General features: G+C 57.0%; 22 protein-coding genes and 1 pseudogene. 14 read left to right on the top strand and 9 right to left on the bottom strand.

Annotated features, from left to right (window positions below):
* Positions 1-68 precede the first annotated feature (68 nt).
* The 4 genes from DFS28_RS10280 (at position 69) to DFS28_RS10265 (ending at position 2,365) form a co-directional block, all read left to right on the top strand.
* On the top strand, positions 69-227 hold the full coding sequence (locus DFS28_RS10280; RefSeq protein WP_178082204.1) for a hypothetical protein: 159 nt from the start codon (positions 69-71) through the stop codon (positions 225-227).
* A 67-nt stretch (positions 228-294) separates the two neighbouring features.
* The gene (locus tag DFS28_RS10275) at positions 295-855 is read left to right on the top strand and encodes an ester cyclase (RefSeq protein WP_111449648.1); all 561 of its coding nucleotides are present in this window, start codon (positions 295-297) and stop codon (positions 853-855) included.
* 14 nt (positions 856-869) lie between these two features.
* Positions 870-1,907 carry a polysaccharide deacetylase family protein gene (locus tag DFS28_RS10270; protein ID WP_111449647.1) on the top strand — a complete coding sequence of 346 codons (1,038 nt, stop codon included), beginning with the start codon at positions 870-872 and terminating at the stop codon, positions 1,905-1,907.
* 242 nt (positions 1,908-2,149) lie between these two features.
* Positions 2,150-2,365: a hypothetical protein gene (locus DFS28_RS10265; protein ID WP_008154187.1), complete on the top strand. Its 216-nt coding sequence runs from the start codon at positions 2,150-2,152 to the stop codon at positions 2,363-2,365.
* 201 nt (positions 2,366-2,566) lie between these two features.
* On the opposite strand, the pseudogene DFS28_RS10255 reads toward DFS28_RS10265, so the two are convergent.
* Positions 2,567-3,262, bottom strand: a pseudogene (locus DFS28_RS10255) (two-component sensor histidine kinase); the annotation flags it as partial.
* 258 nt (positions 3,263-3,520) lie between these two features.
* On the opposite strand from DFS28_RS10255, the gene DFS28_RS10250 reads away from it, so the two are divergent.
* The 7 genes from DFS28_RS10250 (at position 3,521) to DFS28_RS10215 (ending at position 8,974) form a co-directional block, all read left to right on the top strand.
* Positions 3,521-3,769: a hypothetical protein gene (locus tag DFS28_RS10250; RefSeq protein ID WP_111449645.1), complete on the top strand. Its 249-nt coding sequence runs from the start codon at positions 3,521-3,523 to the stop codon at positions 3,767-3,769.
* The gene (locus DFS28_RS30805) at positions 3,766-3,900 is read left to right on the top strand and encodes a hypothetical protein (protein ID WP_256596858.1); all 135 of its coding nucleotides are present in this window, start codon (positions 3,766-3,768) and stop codon (positions 3,898-3,900) included. The genes DFS28_RS10250 and DFS28_RS30805 overlap by 4 nt, the downstream gene beginning before the upstream one ends.
* A gap of 34 nt (positions 3,901-3,934) precedes the next feature.
* On the top strand, positions 3,935-4,678 hold the full coding sequence (locus DFS28_RS10240; RefSeq protein WP_111449644.1) for a glycosyltransferase family 2 protein: 744 nt from the start codon (positions 3,935-3,937) through the stop codon (positions 4,676-4,678).
* A gap of 1 nt (position 4,679) precedes the next feature.
* Positions 4,680-4,973, top strand: coding sequence for a lipid-A-disaccharide synthase N-terminal domain-containing protein (locus DFS28_RS10235; protein ID WP_008154156.1), 294 nt, complete (start codon positions 4,680-4,682; stop codon positions 4,971-4,973).
* A 236-nt stretch (positions 4,974-5,209) separates the two neighbouring features.
* Complete coding sequence (locus DFS28_RS10225) at positions 5,210-6,676, top strand: glycosyltransferase family 39 protein (protein WP_256596857.1); 1,467 nt, start codon at positions 5,210-5,212, stop codon at positions 6,674-6,676.
* 642 nt (positions 6,677-7,318) lie between these two features.
* Entirely contained in the window at positions 7,319-7,651 is a 333-nt protein-coding gene (locus tag DFS28_RS10220; protein WP_111449642.1) for a hypothetical protein, read from the top strand.
* A 189-nt stretch (positions 7,652-7,840) separates the two neighbouring features.
* The gene (locus tag DFS28_RS10215) at positions 7,841-8,974 is read left to right on the top strand and encodes a diguanylate cyclase (protein ID WP_111449641.1); all 1,134 of its coding nucleotides are present in this window, start codon (positions 7,841-7,843) and stop codon (positions 8,972-8,974) included.
* Positions 8,975-9,220: 246 nt separating this feature from the next.
* Here DFS28_RS10215 and DFS28_RS10205 read toward each other — a convergent pair whose 3' ends face one another.
* The 4 genes from DFS28_RS10205 to DFS28_RS10190 all read right to left on the bottom strand — a co-directional run bounded on the left by DFS28_RS10205 (position 9,221) and on the right by DFS28_RS10190 (position 13,151).
* Positions 9,221-10,177: a 2-hydroxyacid dehydrogenase gene (locus tag DFS28_RS10205; protein ID WP_111449640.1), complete on the bottom strand. Its 957-nt coding sequence runs from the start codon at positions 10,175-10,177 to the stop codon at positions 9,221-9,223.
* A gap of 33 nt (positions 10,178-10,210) precedes the next feature.
* The gene (locus DFS28_RS10200; RefSeq protein ID WP_111449639.1) at positions 10,211-10,969 is read right to left on the bottom strand and encodes an SDR family oxidoreductase; all 759 of its coding nucleotides are present in this window, start codon (positions 10,967-10,969) and stop codon (positions 10,211-10,213) included.
* A 42-nt stretch (positions 10,970-11,011) separates the two neighbouring features.
* Positions 11,012-11,704, bottom strand: a complete 693-nt coding sequence (locus DFS28_RS10195; RefSeq protein ID WP_111449638.1) for a fumarylacetoacetate hydrolase family protein — start codon at positions 11,702-11,704, stop codon at positions 11,012-11,014.
* Positions 11,705-11,801: 97 nt separating this feature from the next.
* Entirely contained in the window at positions 11,802-13,151 is a 1,350-nt protein-coding gene (locus tag DFS28_RS10190; RefSeq protein WP_111449637.1) for an MFS transporter, read from the bottom strand.
* Between the two features lie 585 nt (positions 13,152-13,736).
* Here DFS28_RS10190 and DFS28_RS10185 point away from each other — a divergent pair.
* Positions 13,737-14,669: an AraC family transcriptional regulator gene (locus tag DFS28_RS10185; RefSeq protein ID WP_111449636.1), complete on the top strand. Its 933-nt coding sequence runs from the start codon at positions 13,737-13,739 to the stop codon at positions 14,667-14,669.
* A 128-nt stretch (positions 14,670-14,797) separates the two neighbouring features.
* Here DFS28_RS10185 and DFS28_RS10180 read toward each other — a convergent pair whose 3' ends face one another.
* From DFS28_RS10180 to DFS28_RS10170, 3 genes are all read right to left on the bottom strand, one after another.
* Entirely contained in the window at positions 14,798-15,070 is a 273-nt protein-coding gene (locus DFS28_RS10180) for an Atu4866 domain-containing protein (RefSeq protein ID WP_111449635.1), read from the bottom strand.
* A 122-nt stretch (positions 15,071-15,192) separates the two neighbouring features.
* The gene (locus tag DFS28_RS10175) at positions 15,193-15,930 is read right to left on the bottom strand and encodes an SDR family oxidoreductase (RefSeq protein WP_111449634.1); all 738 of its coding nucleotides are present in this window, start codon (positions 15,928-15,930) and stop codon (positions 15,193-15,195) included.
* Between the two features lie 130 nt (positions 15,931-16,060).
* Positions 16,061-16,630 (bottom strand): NADPH-dependent FMN reductase, encoded by a 570-nt coding sequence (locus DFS28_RS10170; protein WP_111449633.1) that lies wholly within the window; start codon positions 16,628-16,630, stop codon positions 16,061-16,063.
* A gap of 144 nt (positions 16,631-16,774) precedes the next feature.
* Here DFS28_RS10170 and DFS28_RS10165 point away from each other — a divergent pair, with 144 nt between their 5' ends.
* On the top strand, positions 16,775-17,683 hold the full coding sequence (locus DFS28_RS10165; protein ID WP_111449632.1) for a LysR family transcriptional regulator: 909 nt from the start codon (positions 16,775-16,777) through the stop codon (positions 17,681-17,683).
* A gap of 56 nt (positions 17,684-17,739) precedes the next feature.
* On the opposite strand, the gene DFS28_RS10160 is transcribed toward DFS28_RS10165, so the two are convergent.
* Positions 17,740-18,684 (bottom strand): helix-turn-helix domain-containing protein, encoded by a 945-nt coding sequence (locus DFS28_RS10160; protein ID WP_111449631.1) that lies wholly within the window; start codon positions 18,682-18,684, stop codon positions 17,740-17,742.
* A gap of 216 nt (positions 18,685-18,900) precedes the next feature.
* On the opposite strand from DFS28_RS10160, the gene DFS28_RS10155 reads away from it, so the two are divergent.
* The gene (locus DFS28_RS10155) at positions 18,901-19,665 is read left to right on the top strand and encodes an SDR family NAD(P)-dependent oxidoreductase (RefSeq protein ID WP_111449630.1); all 765 of its coding nucleotides are present in this window, start codon (positions 18,901-18,903) and stop codon (positions 19,663-19,665) included.
* Positions 19,666-19,749: the final 84 nt, after the last annotated feature.

Here is a 19,749-nt window from a genome sequence, read left to right as displayed (position 1 = left end):
AATTTTTTGAAAGTTATTCAAATAATACGTCAATTATCAAATTGAGGAGGGCTACGCAAAATAGTGGCATGAACAAACAGTCGCAGTTGCTCGATCGGATTCGACTCAGCGGCATTCACTATGGGCTCAATGAAGTGCCGCTTGCGGGCGAACGCCAGTTGTTCGTCGCAATGGCATCGGGCGTCGTCATCGAACTGGTCCCCAATCAGCAATCAGTCATCCCCTGAGCCGCCGAGCCTTTCAAACTGCAGTTCGACCGTGTATCCCTCATTACCTATCGATTGGAGAATCCTCATGTCGCTTTTGCCTGTTGCGCGCCTGACCCGCACAAGTTGTTGGTTACTCACTTCCCTGGCCACCGTCGCGCTGACCCCCGTCTTCGCCGCGACCGATTCGCTCGTCCAACCCCGCACTGTGATCGTCGACCATAGTCTTGCGAAGGCACAGGTCGAGGCGCAGATCCTGGCCGCACGCCGCTATGGCACGTTCTGGACCACCGGCGACGAAGCTCTCGCGCGCGCCGCCCTGGCACCCGACTTCAAGGATTCAACACTGCCGCCAGGTCGCCCCCAGGGCATTACCGGGCCGATCGCGGCCTCGAGAACGATGCATGCGGCTATTCCCGATATCCAGTGTGAAGTGGAGCAGATGATGGTGGTTGGCGACCGAGTCATCGCTCATTTGCATTTCACTGGCCACTTTACCGGTCGGTTCAAGAGCGTCCAGGGCAAAGGGCAGCCGATCGACTTCATCGCGACCGATATTTATCGCATCGTCGAAGGTCGCATCGCTGAGAACTGGCATCTCGAAGACAATCTGACCCTGCTGCAACAGCTCGGCTTGATTGCCAAGTAAGGAGATTTGCACTGATGAACATTGACCATGAACCCATTGCTGACGGCCCGAATACATTGGAGCAAGTCAGCCGCCGGACGTTTCTCAATCGAGCCGGGGCGGCAGCGGGCGTCCTTGCTGCGAGTGCGGTGTTCCCTACCGTCGCAGCCGCGCAAGCTGCTCCCTCCACGTCAAAGCTCGTGACTACGCCACGCCATGGTCAGTTCTGGCCTGACGGCATTCGGCTGGTCATTTCCATTTCCATGCAATTTGAGGCGGGTGGACAGCCGTCCAAAGGTACGGACAGTCCTTTCCCCAAGGTAGATTTTCCGCCGGACATTCCATCGGATCCAGCAGCCAATACCTGGTTCGCCTACGGCTATCGCGAGGGAATTCCACGCATGCTCGATCTGTGGGATCGCCACCATGTCAAGGTGACCTCGCACATGATCGGCGAGGCCGCTCGGCGGCATCCCGAAATGGCAAGAGAGATCGTTGCGCGCGGCCATGAAGCAGCCGGACACGGTCCTCGCTGGAGTTCCCAGTATGCGATGAGCCGCGAGGAGGAGAAGCAGTTCCTCATCCAGGCAGCCAGCATGGTCGAAGAAGTCACGGGCCAGCGACCGATAGGCTACAACTGCAACTGGCTGCGGCGTGGTCCGAACACGTTGTCGTTGCTACAAGAGTTGGGCTACGTCTACCACATCGATGATCTGAGTCGCGATGAGCCTTTCATTGAACAGGTCAACGGCAAGGACTTCGTCGTGGTGCCATATACGCTGCGCAACAACGACATCCTGCTGATCGAAGGCCGTAACTATTCGCCGACCCAGTTCCTGGAGCAGATCAAGCTGGATTTCGATCAACTCTACGAAGAAGCCGGCACACGCCGCCGCTTGATGTCGGTCAGCGCTCATGACCGCATCAGCGGCTCGCCACAGATGGTGAGGGTCTGGGACGAGTTTCTGCGTTACGCCAAAAGCCGGCCGGGGGTCGCATTCATGCGCAAGGACGAGATTGCACGCTACATCCAGAACAGCCCGCTGACTTTGCGCGAAGCTGAAACACTATAAAAACGGCCCGAATTGCGGCCGTCATGGCGCTTTTCGTTTGACGCTATGTGTAACGATCAGCTGTGGCATGTCGGTCGGATGCAGGTTCGTCATCTGACACTGACCGATGGTTATGAACCAGAGTCGCTGACGCTCTACGGCCATTTTTGTGAGTCCGTGAATTCGACCGAATTTGAGGAGCTGAAACACGGACGTAATATTCGGGCAATACAATTCGCGGCAATGGAATTAAGGTGCAAGAGATGAATCGGCCATCACGAAGCATGCGCAAGTTGCTCGACTCAGTCGCCACCAATAACGAGATGGCGGCGCTGGATGTAATGCGCGCAACTGAGCAGATCAAGGACGAGTTGTTGCGCCAGCGGCTGCTCAACCTGATTCACCGCCTCAATCAGGACGCCAATGACTTGCGATTGGCGCGCGACGACATTCAGGGCGGCGCCATCAAATTAGCGTGACCGGCCGCCGACGGGCCCAATGCAGCCGGTCCGATGCGCTCGGCTATCGGTTCAGCAGACTCGGCGAGCCCGGTACCGAGATTCACTTCGCTGGCAGGTAAAACGAAAGATACCTTTTGTCCTGGACCTATCTTGGCTGCGCGCTGACCATCAATGCAGAACACTGCGTCACATCCCGAACCGACAACCCCGTCATCCCCGAAAACGGTCAGGCGTCCCGAATCTTTTTGGCAACTCGGTACTTAATCGCAGGATTGCCTTCAGCGGGTGAACGCAGGAAGAGGGGGCGTGCTCGTCGATAGGGTGCAGTGCCTGTTCATCGCGTCGATCGATGTCAGCCGAAAGGGCGGCAATCAGACGGAACAGTTTGCGCACCAGGTCGCCCACCGCCAGCAATAGCACCGGAAACAGAATGAGAAACGGCAGCAAACTTCGCCAGGCGCTCTCGCGGGCTTCTTTGTCGCGGACGCCGGTTTCTTGAGCGACGACGATGCGTTCACCGCGGGCGGTTGTTCTGACCAGCACACGAAAGTCTTCGTCGATGACATTCAAGGTCGAGAGGCCATCGGCCAGTGTGGTGGGGAAGGGCAGTGGTATCAGGGGGTCATCGTTGCCGATTGCTTTACTGCCATCGGCCAGGTATTGCACGATGACCCTGGATTCTTCATTGTCGCCATCGACTTCCTGGGACGCGGGATAGGGTAGGGACACCTGCTGCCGATCAAACAAGACGGCCACCTGACGCAAGGTGTCGTCCTGCATTTCGTGGGCCTCGTCGAACGCAGAGACAAACGCAAAAATCCCGGCCAGCACCGCAACGATCAGGATGGCCAGCGATAGCGTCACGGACAGGCGTAGTTGTACCGAGTCCCTCAAACGCTTTTTGAAACCATCCATCCCATCACGTGGCCCGTTTGCGAGTTGTCGGCGGTTTTCGAGATCAAGGCCATCAGCACTGGCGTGGTGGCACCCAGCAGCACTTAAACGGTATCAAACGGATTCGTTAAGGTGGCCTCCTGAAACCTGTTCTCCTCTAAAACGCATTATTTAAAGCTTTTTTTCGCTATCACCTTTGCCGCTCACAAAATTTTCATTTCGTTTTGATTATAAGCCTCCGCAGGTACAGAAGAGCCTTGCAAACATGCAGAGTGATTTATGGAAGTGACCGTTGTTAGTAACGACTATGTCGGCTTGGTAGAAGTGTGTCGTCGGAAGTGCGGCAAGGATGTTAACGCTAGACGTGTTGCCGGTGGAAACGCCGTTGTTGTGCTTTCTGAATTCATTGACGTCGACCGCCGCAATTTCGAGTTCCAGTTGCTGGATGTGGTCGACATGCTGGAAGCCTGCCGTGCGAAACCAACGCGCAAAGCAAGGTTTACAACATCGGCTTTGGCGCGCCGGTGAAGCTTCTGGAGTTTGTCGAGTGCATTGAAGAGGCACTGGAAATCCGCGCAATAAATAATTTCATGCCGCTGCAGTCAGGCGACGGCGTTCATTCGTTTGTCGATTGGTACCGCATCTATTACGGCGTCTAGCCGCTCACACCTCAGCTTTTTTTATGGAAATGTCATGCAAGAAACGCCTTATGTGTCGGTCCTGATTCCGGCAAAAAACGAAGCCGGTAACCTCATCCCACTTCTGGAGGAAGTGCGTGTAGCGCTGGCCAACGAGACCTTTGAAGTCATAGTGGTTGACGATGGCAGCACCGATGCCACAGCCACCGAATTACGGACATTACAAGGTAATGGCTACAGTCAGTTGCGGGTGCTCAGTCATGCTCGTTCCCTTGGGCAGAGCACCTCGATTTACCACGCTGCTGAAGTGGCACGTGGGCATTGGTTGGCAACCCTTGATGGTGATGGTCAGAACGATCCAGCCGATTTAACGAAAATGCTCGATTTGGTCCGTGGTTCGGAGGGCAAACCCGGCGGGGTCAAACTGGTGGCGGGTCACCGCGTGAACCGCCGGGACACGGCGAGCAAACGCTGGGCTTCGCGATTTGCCAACAACCTGCGCAGTCGTCTGCTGAAAGACCAAACGCCCGATACCGGTTGCGGTATCAAATTGATTGAACGCGAGGCGTTTCTGCGCTTGCCGTATTTCGATCACATGCACCGTTTTATTCCTGCGCTGATCCGTCGTCACAACGGCCGAATGTTGATTCAACCAGTGAACCACCGTGAGCGCGGTGCAGGAGTTTCCAACTACGGCAACCTCGACCGAGCCCTTGTGGGCATAGTTGATTTGTTCGGGGTGTGGTGGCTGATAAAACGCACCCGCCTGGAAGTCAACGCCCAGGAAACCGAGGTCTGACATGGGCAGAGAAACTTTGTGGTTGGCCGTTGGCTTCGTTGGCCAGTTGGCTTTTACCGGGCGTTTTGTCCTGCAGTGGCTATACAGCGAATACAAAAAACGCAGCATGATACCTGTTGGATTCTGGTACCTGAGTATCGTCGGCAGTGCGCTGTTGTTGGCGTACGCAATCTACCGCGAAGACCCGGTTTTTATAGTCGGCCAGTCCTTCGGTTTTATTGTGTACTTGCGCAATTTGCAATTGATTGCAAAACATCGTGAGCAGGAAAGCCACGAGCTGGAAAAAAAGGACTGAATCGGTGCGGATACGACTATTTACTTCGCGGTTAGAGCGATTGGCTTACGCAGACAAACCTCCGCTTTTCATGTGGGCGGTGGCGCTATTCGTGCAACTTGCCCATCTGCCAAAAGTAGCCCTGTACTTGCCCGCGCTATTGGCGAGTGCTGTTGTTATTAGTTCACGAAAACACGATGAGCCCGTTGAGCGGACTCACGCATTCTCGTGCATCTTGGAAAAGGAGTGAGGCGCGTATGAGAACAGAAGGCGAGGTATTGCGGCCGATGCAAGCCGCGCGGCGCGCGCTGGATTGGCCAACCCTGGGCGTGGCAGTGTTGCTCCTGCTGCTGTTTTACTGGGGACTGGGAAGTTTGCCGTTCCTGAGCGTCAATGAAGCCCGTCGCGCCGTGACGACACGGGAAATGCACGAGGCTGGCCAATGGCTGTTGCCGTACATGAACGGCGAGCTGTACCTGTCCAAACCACCGCTGTTCTATTGGCTGGCCCTGGTCAGCACGTCACTGCTGGGCAGCCTCTCCGAATGGAGCGTGCGCCTGCCTTCGGCGCTGTTTGCGACGCTGTGTTGTCTGACCTTGTATCGCCAGGCTTATGCTTTCGCCGGGCGACAGGTGGCGTTGTTGGCTGTGGTGTTCCTGGCGGCGAATGCCGGGTTCAGCCTGTTTGCCCGCCGGGCGGAAATAGAAATGCCTTTGACCGGCCTGTGTCTGCTGGCGCTGTTTTGTGCATGGCGCTTTCTGTTCGCGCAAGGCGGTCGCATCTGGGTCTGGCTCAGTTACGGGCTGCTCGGCTGTGCCTTGCTGACCAAGGGGCCGGTCTGCCTGTTGTGGGTGACCGCGCCGATACTGGTCTATGCGTTGATCTGTCGCGATCGTCTGGCCCGAGCTTTTCTGTGTGACGGCTGGGGCTGGATGCTTGCGGTGCTGGTCGGGGTATCCTGGTATCTGGCGGTGTCCATGCAGGAGGGCTGGAGCGTCTGGTCGGCCATCGTCAACGAAGACATCGTCAAGAAAATCAATGGCCAGGGGGCAGAAGCCTGGTACGCCTATCTGTTGTATCTGAGTGGGGATTTCTTTCCCTTCTGGCTGATACTTCTGGTGCGGCCGCGGCAACTCTGGCACGCCATCCGCCTGAGTCCGCAGTTGACCCTGTTGCTGTGCTGCATTCTGGTGCCGCTGCTGCTGTTCTCGCTGTTCACCGAGAAGCACGCCAAATACCTGTTGCCTATCTATCCGGCCATCGCCCTGCTGTTGGCCTGGCGCTGGAGCCAACTGCTGACCCAGGCCCGGCACCCTTGGCAGCGCTGGAGTCTGCGCATTGTTCCGGCCGTGGTACTGGCGGGATACACGCTGTTCTACTTGGGTCTTGAAGGGCGGGTATTTGCCCATCGGATCGACGGATTTGCGCAGATAAAAGCCGCCGCCGATGCGTACCCAAACGTCCCGGCCTATAGCTTGGGAGCTGCGGACATTCGCCTGGTCTATTACATGGGGCGGCCCGTCAGTTCGATCACCGAGTCGCAAGCCAGCAGCGTAGCCCATACGCCGGGCCTGCTGTTTGTCCAGGAGCCGCTTCCTGCGGCATTGCAAGCCCTGGCGCCTTGCACCCTGACGCGGATCGAGTCGTATCTGAAACCCAAACGTTCGGCCGTGTTGCTCGGACTAGGCTCTTTTTGCGCTAATCAGGGCCAGATCAAGCCTTGAATCTGCGTCATTGAAGCTCTGCATGACTGGATGTTTGGCCCAGCGTGATCTTGTGCCCAACCGATCGGCAACATGGGCTTGATCCAGTCTGCACGCCTCAACAGTGAAAACGCTTTCGCCCCACCGTCGATTTCTGATGGGGGAGGGCATAACAGTTTGTTAGCCGGTAATTCGAACTTCCGAGGATAGAGCTTCGATTACGGTTTTTGCCTTGTAGCGATATCGCTGCAAGTCTGACAACAAAAAGCCCGCGCATGGCGGGCTCTCTGTATGGGGTCAAATCCTTTTGTCCGTTCAATCTGCGCTCCGTTCTGTGAGTACTTCGTGAAAAGCATGTCGATGAAACGAAAAAACCCGGCACTTAGCCGGGCTTTCTGTTGATAGGGCCAAATCCCTTTGGCTGACGGCATTGTGCTGGGTGGATGTGACGAAGGCATGACAGGGCGGATACGAAAGCGCAGGCAAAAGTCAGTTCCTTATTCAGATCTGCCGATTGGTACGCCTGTTCCGGCAGACGCTGACGCTCGCCGGTATCTGCTGGCCTTTTACCGCTTCAGGCCTGCCCTGCGACGCTTTACTACAGAGTCCGGTCATGCTGATAGAATCCGTCAGGTTATAGATAACACCCTTCTGAGAAATGATATGAATACACAATTGACGGAAGAAGAGATGCGCCGGGCACTGTTCGGTGATTCGGAGTCCCTTGCGCCGGCAATTACCTCACACGTGCAAGACTCCGTCCCGGATGTCGTGATCGTGCAACCGGTAAAGGCAGCGAAGAAAAAGATAGTCTCAAAAGGCTTCACGCCCAGGTTGAGAGTCACGCTGCGGGTGGGAAATGAATTTGAAGGCGAGATGCACGAGATGGTACATGAGGCCGATACGCTGAGCTCCCTGGTTGCAGAGCAAGAAGCTACTAAGGCGGCCAGAACAAAATTCAGGTTTGTGGAAGTGGTGTCAGTCAAGTCGATGTAAGTGGGCACTCTTCCTCATGGGTCGACAGGAGCGCAGCTCATTGAACGTGTCGGCGTTCGGGCTTGGCTACGAGATGGGGGCATTCTCCAGGAACTTTGCGGACGGCCACGAGCGTAATTCGGTTGTTTGCGTTAGTGGCAGGGTGCCACAATCGCTTTTTTTTAGTTGAGTCATGATCAGGTGGATCACATGGACTGCCCAGGATCTCGGAATGACCAAGAGTTTTTCATAGCCGAGCAGGTGCGAACTGACCGATTGCATCAACTATTTCGCCAATCAGTTTCGGCGGTTTTTGGTAGCTACCTCGCTGCCATCATGCTGTGTTGGCTGTGTTGGGATCGTTTTGAACACAGCGTTGTTCTTTGGTGGCTGGCCATACTGACCGGATCGACGCTGTTGCGCATCTCGATGTTTGTTGCCTATTTTCGCAGCGACGAAAGTGAGCGTACGCCTCAACGCTGGGAGCGCAAATACTGGAGCACGCTCGTGCTGTCCGCCAGTATCTGGGGGGGAGGTGCATTCGTTGTCATGCCCGCAGACGATCTTTTGTCGCAGGCGTTGGTCATGCTCTTTGCTGTCGGGATGTCTGTCAGCGCGGTGTCCTGCTACTCGGCCTACCTCTATATGACACTCGTGTCCATCGGACTGGTTCTGTTGCCGTGCACCGCCTGGCTGCTGTTTCAATCGTCCATGATTCAAGTCGGCATGGCACTCTCGGTTTTGGTGTTCGCGTCATTTGTTGCCCGCGCTACACGGAAAATGTCCGAAGCACTGGAAACCGCCTTTCGACTAACCCGTGAAATGGAACATGCGAACAGCATTTCAACCCGTGCAGCACAAACTGATGAACTGACCGGCCTGAAAAGTCGACGAGCTTTTTTCGAGCATGCCCAGCAGCTCTACAACGAATGCGAAACCAACCGGTTAGGGTTGTGCGTCGTAATGTTGGACATGGATCACTTCAAGCATATCAACGACACCTACGGCCATCAGGTTGGGGATCAGGTTTTGCGCCAAATGGGTGCGGTCATCAGTTCATCCTTTCGTGCAACGGATATCCACGGCCGGCTAGGTGGAGAAGAATTCGCAGTTCTGCTCCCGGATACCTCCATTGAGGCCGCCGTCGAGATTGCAGAACAGCTCATCCAGACTATTGCTGGATTGATGATCGAGCCTGTTCACTGCATAACAGCCAGCCTCGGCGTAGCGTCGACGGATGCCGGAGATAAAGATCTGCACAGCTTGATGAACAATGCTGATAAAGCACTGTATCGAGCCAAGGCGCTGGGACGTAATCAAGTCGCAGTTGCTGGCTATTTGTAGAAATTGTCTGTCGGAAATCGGTGCGGCTGTTGAACAGGCTATCAATGTTGAGGGTCTCTCCCCGACTGAGCGCTTCGCCTCCAGATCCTCGCCTCCAAATTCCCTTGGTGCGCATCGCGGTGGTTCAACCCTCCGCGCCTGCAGATCGGGTATTCACCGGAATCGTCGCAGCTCGGATTGGGCGTCGATCTGTTTACCTGACACCGAGCCGCCGAGGGGACGCAACATCTCCTCGGCGGCCAACCTTCAGTCAGTCACGGAACCCTGCGGTATTCTCCCGGCGAAACTGTCCACCAGGCTCGCCACCACCATTTCTCCCATCCGCGTGCGGGTCTGCAGTGTCGCACTGGCGCGATGAGGCTGCAGAACCACTTTTTCGTTGGCAAACAGTGCCTCGGGAACGTTCGGTTCATCGACAAACACATCCAGCGCTGCACCCGCGATCTCACCAGCGGCAAGCGCCGCCACCAGATCGACCTCGTTGACCAGCTTGCCGCGCGCCACGTTGATCAGATACCCGTCCTTGCCCAGCGCCTGCAGCACCTCGGCATTGATGATGGCTTCAGCCTTGTCGGCAGCGGCCGCGAGAATCAGCGCATCACTGTTGCTGGCCAGCTGCTTCAGATCGGCGATGAAAGTGTGGTTCACATCGTTCATCGGCTGCAGATCGGTGTAACTGATCGGGCAGCCGAACGCTGCGGCCCGGGTCGCCACTGCACGGCCGACCCGGCCCATGCCGACGATGCCGATGCGCATGCCCGACACCTGACGCGCCAACGGCAACGGGGCCAACGGTGTCGGGCTATGGGGCCATTGCCCTGAACGCACATAACGATCACTGGTGCACAGACCCCGGCACACGGCAATCAACAAGCCGATGGCCAGGTCGGCGACGTCTTCGGTCAGCGCGCCGATGGTTGCGGTCACGCGAATTCCGCGATCCCGGGCGTACGCCAGATCCACCGCATCGGTACCCACGCCGTTGACCGCCACCACTTCCAGTTTCGGTAATTGCGCCATCAGCCCTTGGCTGATACCGGTATGCCCGCCGGTGATCACTGCGCGAATGTTCGCGCCGTGTTCCTGTAAATAAGCCTGCTTGTCGGCCTGCTGGAAGTAACGTCTGACAGTAAACAACTCATCGAGCCGCGCGTTGATTTCAGGGATCAGGATCGGGCTGAGCTGCAAGACTTCTGGCTTCATGTAAACCTCGCGTAACGGAATAAAAAGGCCGGTTTAACCGCGACCGGCAAACGGCATGGCAGTGGCCATGACGGTCATGTTCAGGACGTTCGCCTCCAGCGGCAGACTGGCGATGTAGCGCACCGCATCGGCCACATGCTTGACGTCCACCATCGGCTCCACGGCGATGGTGCCGTTGGCCTGGCGCACGCCTTTGGTCATGCGCACCGACATTTCGGTCAGGGCGTTGCCGATGTCGATCTGGCTGCAGGCGATGTTGAATTCTCGCCCGTCCAGGGCCAGGGATTTGGTCAGCCCCAGCACCGCGTGTTTGCTGGCGGTGTAGGCGCTGCTGAAGGGGCGTGGGGTATGCGCCGAGATCGAGCCATTGTTGATGATGCGTCCGCCCTGTGGCTGTTGCCGGCGCATCAGCCCGAAGGCACCACGGGCGCAGAGGAAAACGCCGTTGAGGTTGGTGTCGATCACGTTTCGCCACTGCTCGAATGTCAGCTCATCGAGCGACACGGCGGGGGCGTTGACCCCGGCATTGTTGAACACCACGTCAAGGCGTCCGTATACCTCGGTGATGGTGGCAAACAGCGCATCGACACTGGCCGGATCACGCACATCAGTGGGCACCGCCAACGCTTCGTGTCCTTCGCTGAGCGCTAAGTCGACCAATGCCTGCAATGGCTCCGGCCGACGTCCGGCGACTACGAGGGTGAATCCGTCGGCCATCAGAGCCAGGGCCACGGCGCGGCCGATTCCGCTGCCGGCGCCGGTAACCAGGGCCACTTTCAAAGGACTGTTCATGTTGTTATCTCCTTTTTCAATTCACGAGGGCGTGAGCCGGGTTCAAGATCGCTGACCGACTCGCATTTCCAGTTGGCCGATGCCGTCGATCCCGGCGTTGATGATGTCGCCCGGTTGCAGCACATCGACGCCTGCCGGGCTGCCAGTCATGATCAGGTCACCGGCCCGCAGCGCTACCGACTGTGAGATGCGGCTGATGATTTCACTGACCGACCAGATCTGGCTGTCGAGGCTGTCGCGCTGGCGCTCTTCGCCGTTGACGTTCAGCCACACATCGCCATCCGGGTGCCCGGCGCGAGTCACCGGCACGATGGCGGTCATCGGCGCGGCGCCGTCGAACACCTTGGCACCTTCCCACGGCAAACCATTGCTTTTGGCCGCGCGCTGGACATCACGACGGGTCAGATCAAGACCGGCGGCATAGCCCCAGACATAGGCCAGCGCCTGACTCTGCGGAATATTGGCGCCGCCTTCACCGATGGCCACGACCAATTCGATTTCGTGGACAAACTCTTCGGTCAACGGCGGGAAAGTCACTTCACCCGCCGCATCCACCACGTTGCTCGCCGGTTTCATGAAGAACACTGGCGGCTGGCGGGACTGGCCTTGGGTGTCTGGCCAAGGGTAGTTGCGGCCGACGCAAAATACCCGGCCAACGGGAAAGCGCTGCTGGCTGCCGGCAACCGGCAAGGTCACGGGCAGATCCGGGGTAAACACGTACTCAGTCATTGTCATTTTTATGTCGTCCTGTTTGAAGCGTCAGCGTACGGCGGCAATCTTTTGCAAAGTTGGACGAAAGCCGCCTCGTGTTGGAGAAAAACGGTTTCTTGGCTCAGCGCGCCTTGAGTTCGATGCGATACAAGCGACCGAGCAGCAACGAATAGGACAAGGTCCCGATCAACGCCACGCCGCCAATGAACCAGAAGGCATAGGCAAACGAGCCGGTTGCGTGGACGATGCCGCCAATCACGATCGGGGTGACGATCCCGCCGATGTTGGCGGCCAGGCTGGTGACTCCGCCGGTCAGGCCGATCAGTTCCTTGGGTGCGACTTCCGATACGGCCGCCCACGACGACGAAGCGATTCCCTGGGCGAAGAAGGCTATGGCCAGCACGGCAATGCAGATCACATTCGAGTCGGTGAAATTCACCAGCACAATCGACATGCCCAGCATCGATCCGACCACCAATGGCAACTTGCGAGCGAAGGACATTGAGTAACCACGGCGTATCAGCAAGTCGGAGACGATGCCGGCCAGCAGAATGCCGACCGTTGCACCCACGAACGGCAGCACCGCGAAGATCCCGGCCTTGATCATGGTCAGCTTGCGTTCTTCGATCAGGTACGTCGGGAACCAGGTCAGGAAGAAATACAACGCCGAGGTGCTGGCGAACTTGCCGATGCAAATCGCCCAGATCTGCCGATAGCTGAACAACTCGGCGATCTGCCGCCAGTTGAACCGGGTGCGTTCCTGACTGCTCTTGACCAGTCCGCCCCCGGCTTCGATGTACTTCAGTTCTTCCTGGCTGACGTTCTTGCAGCTCAGCGGATCGCGGTACACGTAGAGCCAGATCACACCGAACACAATGCCGAGTATTCCGGTGCTGTAGAACACATGGCGCCAGTCATAGGTCGTGGCCAGCCATAACAGTGCGCCGGTAAACAGAGCCGTGCCCAGATATTGGCCACACACGTAAATGCTGCTGGCCAGGCCCCGTTCGCGGGCCGGGAACCACACCGTGACCGCTCGGCTGTTGGCCGGAAACGCTGGAGCTTCCATGGCACCGACGGCCAGACGCAGCCCGAACAGCGAAGCGAATCCTGTGGCAAAGCCCTGGCACACGGTGACCGTCGACCAACTGATCAGCGACACCCCGTAAGTGAACCGGGAACCGAAGCGATCGGCAATGAACCCGGCGGGGACCAAGGCGAGTGCGTAGGTCCAGGCAAACGCGGAAAAAATCAGGCCCATTTCGATCTTGTCCAGGCCCAGATCCTTGGCCATGAACGGTGCGGCAATCGAGATGTTTACGCGGTCGATGTAATTGATGATGGTCGCAATCAGCAGCAATGACAGCATGAACCAGCGCCGACGCGTCGGCAGTCGTTGAGGCAGCAGGGCGTCCCGGGCGCTGGCGCTCACCGACGGCGCGGTGGGCGGGGAGGTTTGCGAGTTCGACATGAGTAGACCTTTTTATTGTTAGAAGAATCGAGATGTTCGCGCGCAGCCGAAGCCGTGCCCGCAGTGCCGGGGCAGAGCAATCGCTACTTGCATGAGAGGCGCGGACAGCCGTTGTCAGGCGCTCAGATACGCCTTCGGACTGGCTCGATCGGGGGAGGGTTGGCGAGGGGGAAAAACAGGTTCATCACGTGCGCACCTTTTGATTGTTTTTGGAAGGTTCGGGCTGCATTGGCTATCACAGTGGTCGTACAACATCTCAAAATCAACGGAGGCGTTAGATCGTTTTTTCTTCTGAAAAAGGCGATGAATGCATGTGTCCAAGAAAAAACAAATCAGCACATTTCCTTGTTTATGCTTCATTTGTTTCAAAAGTTGTTGTTTTTAAACGATTAATTATCTTTGTGTGCAGGTAGCTTTTTTGGACAGGCGGCACATCACACACGGATACAATTAATTCTCTGCATTTCGTTGTCGTCCTATGACGTGTTGAAGCCGGCGGGGTCTGCCTTCACAATCACCGCAGTCGCCGCCGGCATTGCGGCGCGACGACAACCTGTCCATGTACCTGTCGAGGATCCTCAGGCGATGTTGTCACCGAGTCGAGTGCCCACTTACGTCATGCAGCAACGCAGCGAATTGACGGACTTTTACATCCGCGACAAAAAGGGTCGGAGCGCCGAAACCAGTCCGCATCGCCATGAGTATTTCCAAATCCAGATCAACCTCGGTGGCGATACCGTGCAGCACATCGGTAATGTCGAACGTCCGTTTCCGCGTAATACGCTGGCCTTCATCCTGCCGCATCGCGTGCACGTGATTCCGCATCCGGCCGACAGCAATTTCATGGTGATCAATTTTTCCCAGACCTTCCTGCTACCGCACTTGCAGTGTGACCCGATGGATCTGGAGGAAGTCTCGATTCTCCTGGCGCCGGAGTTGTCGCCATTCCGCTTTCAGGAACATCTGGATTTCATTCTGGGCGATGAGGACTTCCGCAAAGTCTGTGCCTTGATCGAACAGATGCGAGCCCTGGATGAGAACCGTCAGTTTGGCACCCGCGAGATGCTCAAGGGGTTGCTGCTGCAATTGGTGGGGAGCGTTTGTGCCTTGTATGCCGAGCCGCTCAAACGATTGGCCGAAGAGAATGCCGCCGAAGTCAGCCGCCGCGATGCGCTGAGCAGGATGTCCGAATACTTGCGCAAAAATATCGCCGACCCTGATCTCAACCTGATCAAGGTGGCTGCTGCGACCTACCTGTCACCGACGTATCTGACGCACTGGTTGCGCAAGGAAATCGGCAAGACCTTCACTGAGCTGGTGCTCGAGCGCAGGATGCACGCGGCGCGCAATTACTTGCTCAATGGAACCCGGCCGGTGGGGGAGGTGGCGAGGTTGTGCGGGTTCGCTGACGAGGCTTATTTCTCCCGACGCTTTCGCCAGATACATGGCCAGCCACCTGGGCAATTCAGACGTCAGCAACTCAATCCCGATACGCCGCAATCACCGTCCAACACCTGATCGACAGCTGTAGGTGATGTGGCGGTAGAGACGAGGTCGATCCGGTTGAATCCACAGCCCATCGTTGACAGTGGCGACAGGAAGAAAAAGCAACCCCGGTCCGGACTACAGCTGCCGCCGTTTCGGTGCTAGTTGCCAGCTCTATTTTCCTGTTCCTTATACAGAACCATGCCGGCGTGATAGAGAACCCCATCACGGAACTCACCGTCGGCGGTGAACCCTGTGTCGTCTACATACTCGATGTGGTTTCCTTCGAGCCAGTAACGCCCTTGGTAGGCACTTTTCTTATCGCCACGGGCCTCGTCATAGCGGCCACCGGCAAGCAGTTCATGACGTATGCGGCCATCCACAGTAACCCACATACCGACATAGCTGTTTTGATCGCTTGAGGAATGAGTCATATCGTTGCTCCTTGATTGGCTTAATACGCTGATCGCCTCGCATGGCGTTCGGAATGGCATCTAGTCGAATTGGAAAGCTGGGGCGCCAGGCAGCAAGACCAGCGCCGTAATTGCGCACTCCGTCAGAAAGGGCTCGCCGTGGGCCGAACGATCAGCTCGCTTACATCCACATCCGCAGGTTGTTCAATGGCATAGGCAATTGCTCTTGCTACGGCGTCGGCCGAAATCGCGATCTTGCGAAACTCTTTCATCTCTGCGCGACCGCCCTCATCAGAGATGCTCTCGGCTAGCTCGGACTCAGTAACACCAGGAGCGATGACGGTAACCCGAATATCGCCTCCAACCTCTTGACGAAGGCCTTCGGAAATGGCCCGGACAGCGTACTTGGTGGCGCAGTAAACGGCCGCAGTCGGACTCACTGCATAGGCACCAATAGAGGCAATATTGATGATCTGCCCAGCCCGTTGGCGCTGCATCAGCGGCAACGTGGCAGCGATACCGTGCAGCACTCCGCGAATGTTCACGTCAATCATACGGTCCCACTCATCCACCTTGAGTGCCTCAAGTTTGGAAAGAGGCATCACACCAGCGTTATTCACCAGCACATCAACACGATCGAACCGGGTAACGGCGAAGTCGATGAAGTCCTGGACATCCTTTCGGTCTGTGACGTCCAGAGCACGGAATTCAGCCCTGCCGCAGGAGGCGTTGATATCGCCTGCAATCCTTTCCAGTCGGTCGGTACGACGAGCGCCAAGCACTACTTTCGCGCCTTGGCTAGCCAGCAGTCGCGCGGTAGCCTCACCGATACCGCTGCTTGCGCCGGTGATTGCGATGACTTTGTCTTTGATGTTCAACATGATCGGTTTCCTCTTCTGTTCGCCCAGGAAGCGGGTCTGGAAACAAGGTTAGGGACGGGCAACAAGTTTCTGTTAGTCGGATACTGCGTAACCTTTGCCCATTTCTGCGGCGGCGCTTTTGCACTGAGGCTTAGCTCACCCGTTCATAGGGCATCTGTTGTCGCGCAGCCTTCAGGGCTCTCGCCCACCAGTTCAGCTGTACCAGCATTCGAGCCATTGGAAGCCTGGCTTGATCAGGCTGACGTATACCCCCGGCCTCATCGATTAGCGCCCAAGGATTAGGGAACGACACGAAATTGCAGATGGGTACCGCGTGCTGTCCGGCCAGTACCTGGCGAAGCTGATCAATTGCGCAACGTCCACCCGACGCCCCGCCGTAGCCGATGAATGCCACCGGTTTTGCCTGCCAGCGAATTGAAACCTGCTCAATGAATGCTTTCAGCTCGGAGTGATAAACATTGGCCAGTTCCGATGTAATGATCAGGAATGCATCAGCTTCGGCCAAATGGCGAAGACTTTCCTGTCGCTGTATAACTGCCACATTGTCTGACTTGGCTATGAGGTTGGCAGGTTCTATAAACCAAGGCTCGAACTCAGCACGTTGCGCTAAAACATCAGAAACCCATTTCAGCAGTGCAGTGTTCAGTCCTTCTTCATCCTGAGCACCGTGAATCAGGACCAGTTTTATCTCGCTATTCATCTCACCCTCCAAACTTGGTATCCAAGTGGTGGCTCGTCATTTGCTGAATTTCACGTCCGCCTTTCAGGCTCTGGATTAGAGTATGAGTGGCAACGCGGCAGATATAGCCGGTTCTGGGGCATACAACTTGTGACTTGAATTCATATGAGACGGTTGGACATAAACTGCTTCGCTGAAATGAACGTGTTCGTCAGGGTCGTTGAAGATGGCGGCTACACGGCTGCCGCCAAGAACTGTGCGATGACCCCATCAGCGGTCAGCAAGCTTGTCTCAAGGCTGGAAAACCGCTTGGGAACGCGTTTGCTCAATCGCTCAACAAGGCGGCAGTTGCTCACGCCTGAAGGGGCCGCGTTCTATGAGCGCAGCCTGACTATCCTGGCGGCGCTCGATGAGGCCGAGCAGGAGGCAGCAGCCAGCTCCGCGCCTCAGGGAGTAGTGCGGGTCAACTGCAACGTCGATATCGGGCGTTTGTATCTGTTGCCCCTATTGAAGACATTCTTGCAACACCACCCTGGAGTATCGGTGGAGGTTTTCCTCAGCGACGAAGTCGTCGACCTGATCAGCGCACGGGCTGACGTGGCCATCCGCAGCGGACCGCTCAAAAGCTCCAATCTGGTGGCCAGGCGTTTGGGCGAGACGAGAGGTCTTATCGTGGCATCGCCGGCCTACCTTGCAGCACGCGGCATACCCAAAACTCCAGCCGATCTTGTAGATCACAACTGTCTGGGGTTCACCTTCAGCCCACCGATGATGGAGTGGAGCTTCGTCGGCGCAAACGGCCAGCTAACACCGGTGTCCGTTACCGGTAACGCACGGGCCAGTGACGGCAATGGAATACGGGAACTTGCAATCCTCGGCCTCGGCCTCGCGCGCGTAGGGTTTTGCCAGGTCGAGCACGATCTGGCGGACGGCCGCCTTCTCCCGGTTTTAGAGGACTTCATGCCCATCGCAAAGACTGAAGTGCATGCGGTTTACGTAGGGCAAGGAGGAAAGTTGCCCACACGCGTCAGAGCCTTCATGGACTTTCTGGCGGCAAACCTCAAGATCCACTAATCGCGCAGGGGGGATACTCGATTAGAGCGAGCGCCTCGCAGAAACTGTAGGGCATGTCACGCTTGGCGGTAGGCGCTGGGCGTGACACCCACCTCGCGACGAAAAACCTGGGAGAAATGGCTGGGGCTGGCATAACCGACCTCCAATCCAACATCAATAATGCTGCGATCGGTCTCAAGCAGTAGATGCCGGGCGCGACTGATACGCAGGCGGATGAAGTACTGCGATGGCGACAGCCCCGTGGCACGCTTAAACATCCGGCTGAAGTGATACTCGCTCAAATCGGCGATTTGAGCCAAATGCGCAAGGCGGAAGTCATCGGCCAGGTGCTCGTTCATCGCATCGATGACGCGGCGCAGCTTGTACGCTTGTAGTGCGTTGCTGCGCCGGGTAGTGGTGTGCGGATCGAGATAACGGCGTATCAGATGAACGGTCAGCGCCTGAGCCAGGCTGTGTATGAACAACAGGCTGGGATTACGCTCCTCGATCAGCTCGAAGCGCAGCTGATTAAGCATGAAATTTACCCGCTCATCCTGGGCACCGGAGATATCGAGGAAGTTCACCGCAACGGTGTGCTCGCCCAGAAGGTCACGGACAGCCTGGTCGATCAGTGGAAGGCCGAGATACAGATGCATCACTTCGAAGGTGTCGCACCCCATCGTCTGCCAACGCATCTCATAGGGCTCGCTTGTGTTGGTGAGAAAGAAGTCGCCAGCCTGCACATTGACGGCTTTCCATGCCCCATCGAGCGAGCGTTCCTCGACCCTGGCCGTTCCTGCCAGGACCAATACCAGCAGAGGCTCCACCACGGCGGGCACCAGTATCGGCTCGACGGTGCTGTGATGGCTGAACAACTGCACCATCACATCCTGCATCTGCGTGAGCAGCGGCAACACTTGCGGTGTTCCCGGCAGATGATGCGGCATCGATTCGGCCGTGATGCGCTGAGCATCGATCGGTTTCAGGACTTCATTTTCGGGCTGGGGCACAGGAGGCTCCATTGAAACACCCTCAGATGGGGGGCTGGCGTCAATAGAATACCGTAGCCTCGGCTTCCATCAGACGCTTTAACGTTGGCGCAAAACTCCGACAGCTTCGGCAAGCCTGCGAAAGCCCAACCCTCCCCATTGCGAGACAGTGAAGCCGTCGATAACGACGGCGCCTCACAGGCGCTGAGCCGCCGAATATCTCGTCGGCTTGCAAGGCAGGAGAGCACCATGACTGAGATCAATCACAGCATTCCTAACGAAGTCGAAGGCAAGGTCGCGCTGGTCACCGGCGCCGCCAGTGGCATCGGCAAGGCTATCGCATTGTTGCTGCACGCGCGTGGCGCCAAGGTCATTGCTGAAGACCGCAATCCTTCCGTCGAAGAACTCGCCCGCCCCGGGTTAGTGCCACTGGTGGCCGACATTACCGAAGACGGCGTCGCCGAGCGCGCAGTTGGTTTGGCCGTCGAGAAGTTCGGTCGGCTGGACATACTGGTCAACAACGCCGGGATCATCATCAATAAGTTAGTCATCGACATGACCCGCGCAGACTGGGAGCGCATCCAGGCGGTCAACGTAACCGCGGCCTTCCTGCATTGCCGCGAAGCGGTCAAGGCAATGATGCCCAACAAATCGGGAGCTATCGTCAACATAGCCTCTTACGCATCCTATTTCGCATTCCCAACGATTGCCGCTTACACCGCTTCCAAAGGGGCATTGGCCCAGTTGACCCGCACGCTGGCGCTCGAGGCGATTGAGCATGGCATTCGAGTCAATGCTATCGGCGTCGGCGACGTGGTGACCAACATCCTCAACGACGTGGTTGACGACGGCCCTGGCTTCTTGGCCCAGCACGGTGAAGCAGCCCCCATTGGTCGTGCCGCGCAGCCTGAGGAAATCGCCGAAGTTGTGGCATTTCTCGCCTCGGACCGCGCGAGCTTCATCGTCGGCTCCGTGGTCATGGCCGACGGCGGCATGACCGTCACCGCCGGTTGATCAACTGACCCGGCATTTAGCGTTTTGAGCGCCTTGCCAAAACTTATTGGAAAGTAGTTGATCAGGCGCCTGAACTGTAAAGCC

Origin of the sequence: Pseudomonas sp. 478 (assembly GCF_003254125.1) — a bacterium.
Classification (GTDB): Bacteria; Pseudomonadota; Gammaproteobacteria; order Pseudomonadales; family Pseudomonadaceae; genus Aquipseudomonas.
The sequence above is the reverse complement of the archived record's forward strand: the minus strand, read 5'-3'. Positions and strand labels throughout refer to the sequence as shown.

What these genes read in the sequence shown, in the direction of transcription:
- DFS28_RS10160 (WP_111449631.1), bottom strand. Translation starts at nt 18,684, where the DNA reads ATGGAGCCTCCTGTGCCCCAGCCCGAAAATGAAGTCCTGAAACCGATC.
- DFS28_RS10165 (WP_111449632.1), top strand. Translation starts at nt 16,775, where the DNA reads ATGAGACGGTTGGACATAAACTGCTTCGCTGAAATGAACGTGTTCGTC.
- DFS28_RS10225 (WP_256596857.1), top strand. Translation starts at nt 5,210, where the DNA reads ATGAGAACAGAAGGCGAGGTATTGCGGCCGATGCAAGCCGCGCGGCGC.
- DFS28_RS10270 (WP_111449647.1), top strand. Translation starts at nt 870, where the DNA reads ATGAACATTGACCATGAACCCATTGCTGACGGCCCGAATACATTGGAG.
- DFS28_RS10240 (WP_111449644.1), top strand. Translation starts at nt 3,935, where the DNA reads ATGCAAGAAACGCCTTATGTGTCGGTCCTGATTCCGGCAAAAAACGAA.
- DFS28_RS10190 (WP_111449637.1), bottom strand. Translation starts at nt 13,151, where the DNA reads ATGTCGAACTCGCAAACCTCCCCGCCCACCGCGCCGTCGGTGAGCGCC.
- DFS28_RS10235 (WP_008154156.1), top strand. Translation starts at nt 4,680, where the DNA reads ATGGGCAGAGAAACTTTGTGGTTGGCCGTTGGCTTCGTTGGCCAGTTG.
- DFS28_RS10265 (WP_008154187.1), top strand. Translation starts at nt 2,150, where the DNA reads ATGAATCGGCCATCACGAAGCATGCGCAAGTTGCTCGACTCAGTCGCC.
- DFS28_RS10275 (WP_111449648.1), top strand. Translation starts at nt 295, where the DNA reads ATGTCGCTTTTGCCTGTTGCGCGCCTGACCCGCACAAGTTGTTGGTTA.
- DFS28_RS10155 (WP_111449630.1), top strand. Translation starts at nt 18,901, where the DNA reads ATGACTGAGATCAATCACAGCATTCCTAACGAAGTCGAAGGCAAGGTC.
- DFS28_RS10220 (WP_111449642.1), top strand. Translation starts at nt 7,319, where the DNA reads ATGAATACACAATTGACGGAAGAAGAGATGCGCCGGGCACTGTTCGGT.
- DFS28_RS10215 (WP_111449641.1), top strand. Translation starts at nt 7,841, where the DNA reads ATGGACTGCCCAGGATCTCGGAATGACCAAGAGTTTTTCATAGCCGAG.
- DFS28_RS10195 (WP_111449638.1), bottom strand. Translation starts at nt 11,704, where the DNA reads ATGACAATGACTGAGTACGTGTTTACCCCGGATCTGCCCGTGACCTTG.
- DFS28_RS10180 (WP_111449635.1), bottom strand. Translation starts at nt 15,070, where the DNA reads ATGACTCATTCCTCAAGCGATCAAAACAGCTATGTCGGTATGTGGGTT.
- DFS28_RS10170 (WP_111449633.1), bottom strand. Translation starts at nt 16,630, where the DNA reads ATGAATAGCGAGATAAAACTGGTCCTGATTCACGGTGCTCAGGATGAA.
- DFS28_RS10200 (WP_111449639.1), bottom strand. Translation starts at nt 10,969, where the DNA reads ATGAACAGTCCTTTGAAAGTGGCCCTGGTTACCGGCGCCGGCAGCGGA.
- DFS28_RS10250 (WP_111449645.1), top strand. Translation starts at nt 3,521, where the DNA reads ATGGAAGTGACCGTTGTTAGTAACGACTATGTCGGCTTGGTAGAAGTG.
- DFS28_RS10205 (WP_111449640.1), bottom strand. Translation starts at nt 10,177, where the DNA reads ATGAAGCCAGAAGTCTTGCAGCTCAGCCCGATCCTGATCCCTGAAATC.
- DFS28_RS10280 (WP_178082204.1), top strand. Translation starts at nt 69, where the DNA reads ATGAACAAACAGTCGCAGTTGCTCGATCGGATTCGACTCAGCGGCATT.
- DFS28_RS10175 (WP_111449634.1), bottom strand. Translation starts at nt 15,930, where the DNA reads ATGTTGAACATCAAAGACAAAGTCATCGCAATCACCGGCGCAAGCAGC.
- DFS28_RS10185 (WP_111449636.1), top strand. Translation starts at nt 13,737, where the DNA reads ATGTTGTCACCGAGTCGAGTGCCCACTTACGTCATGCAGCAACGCAGC.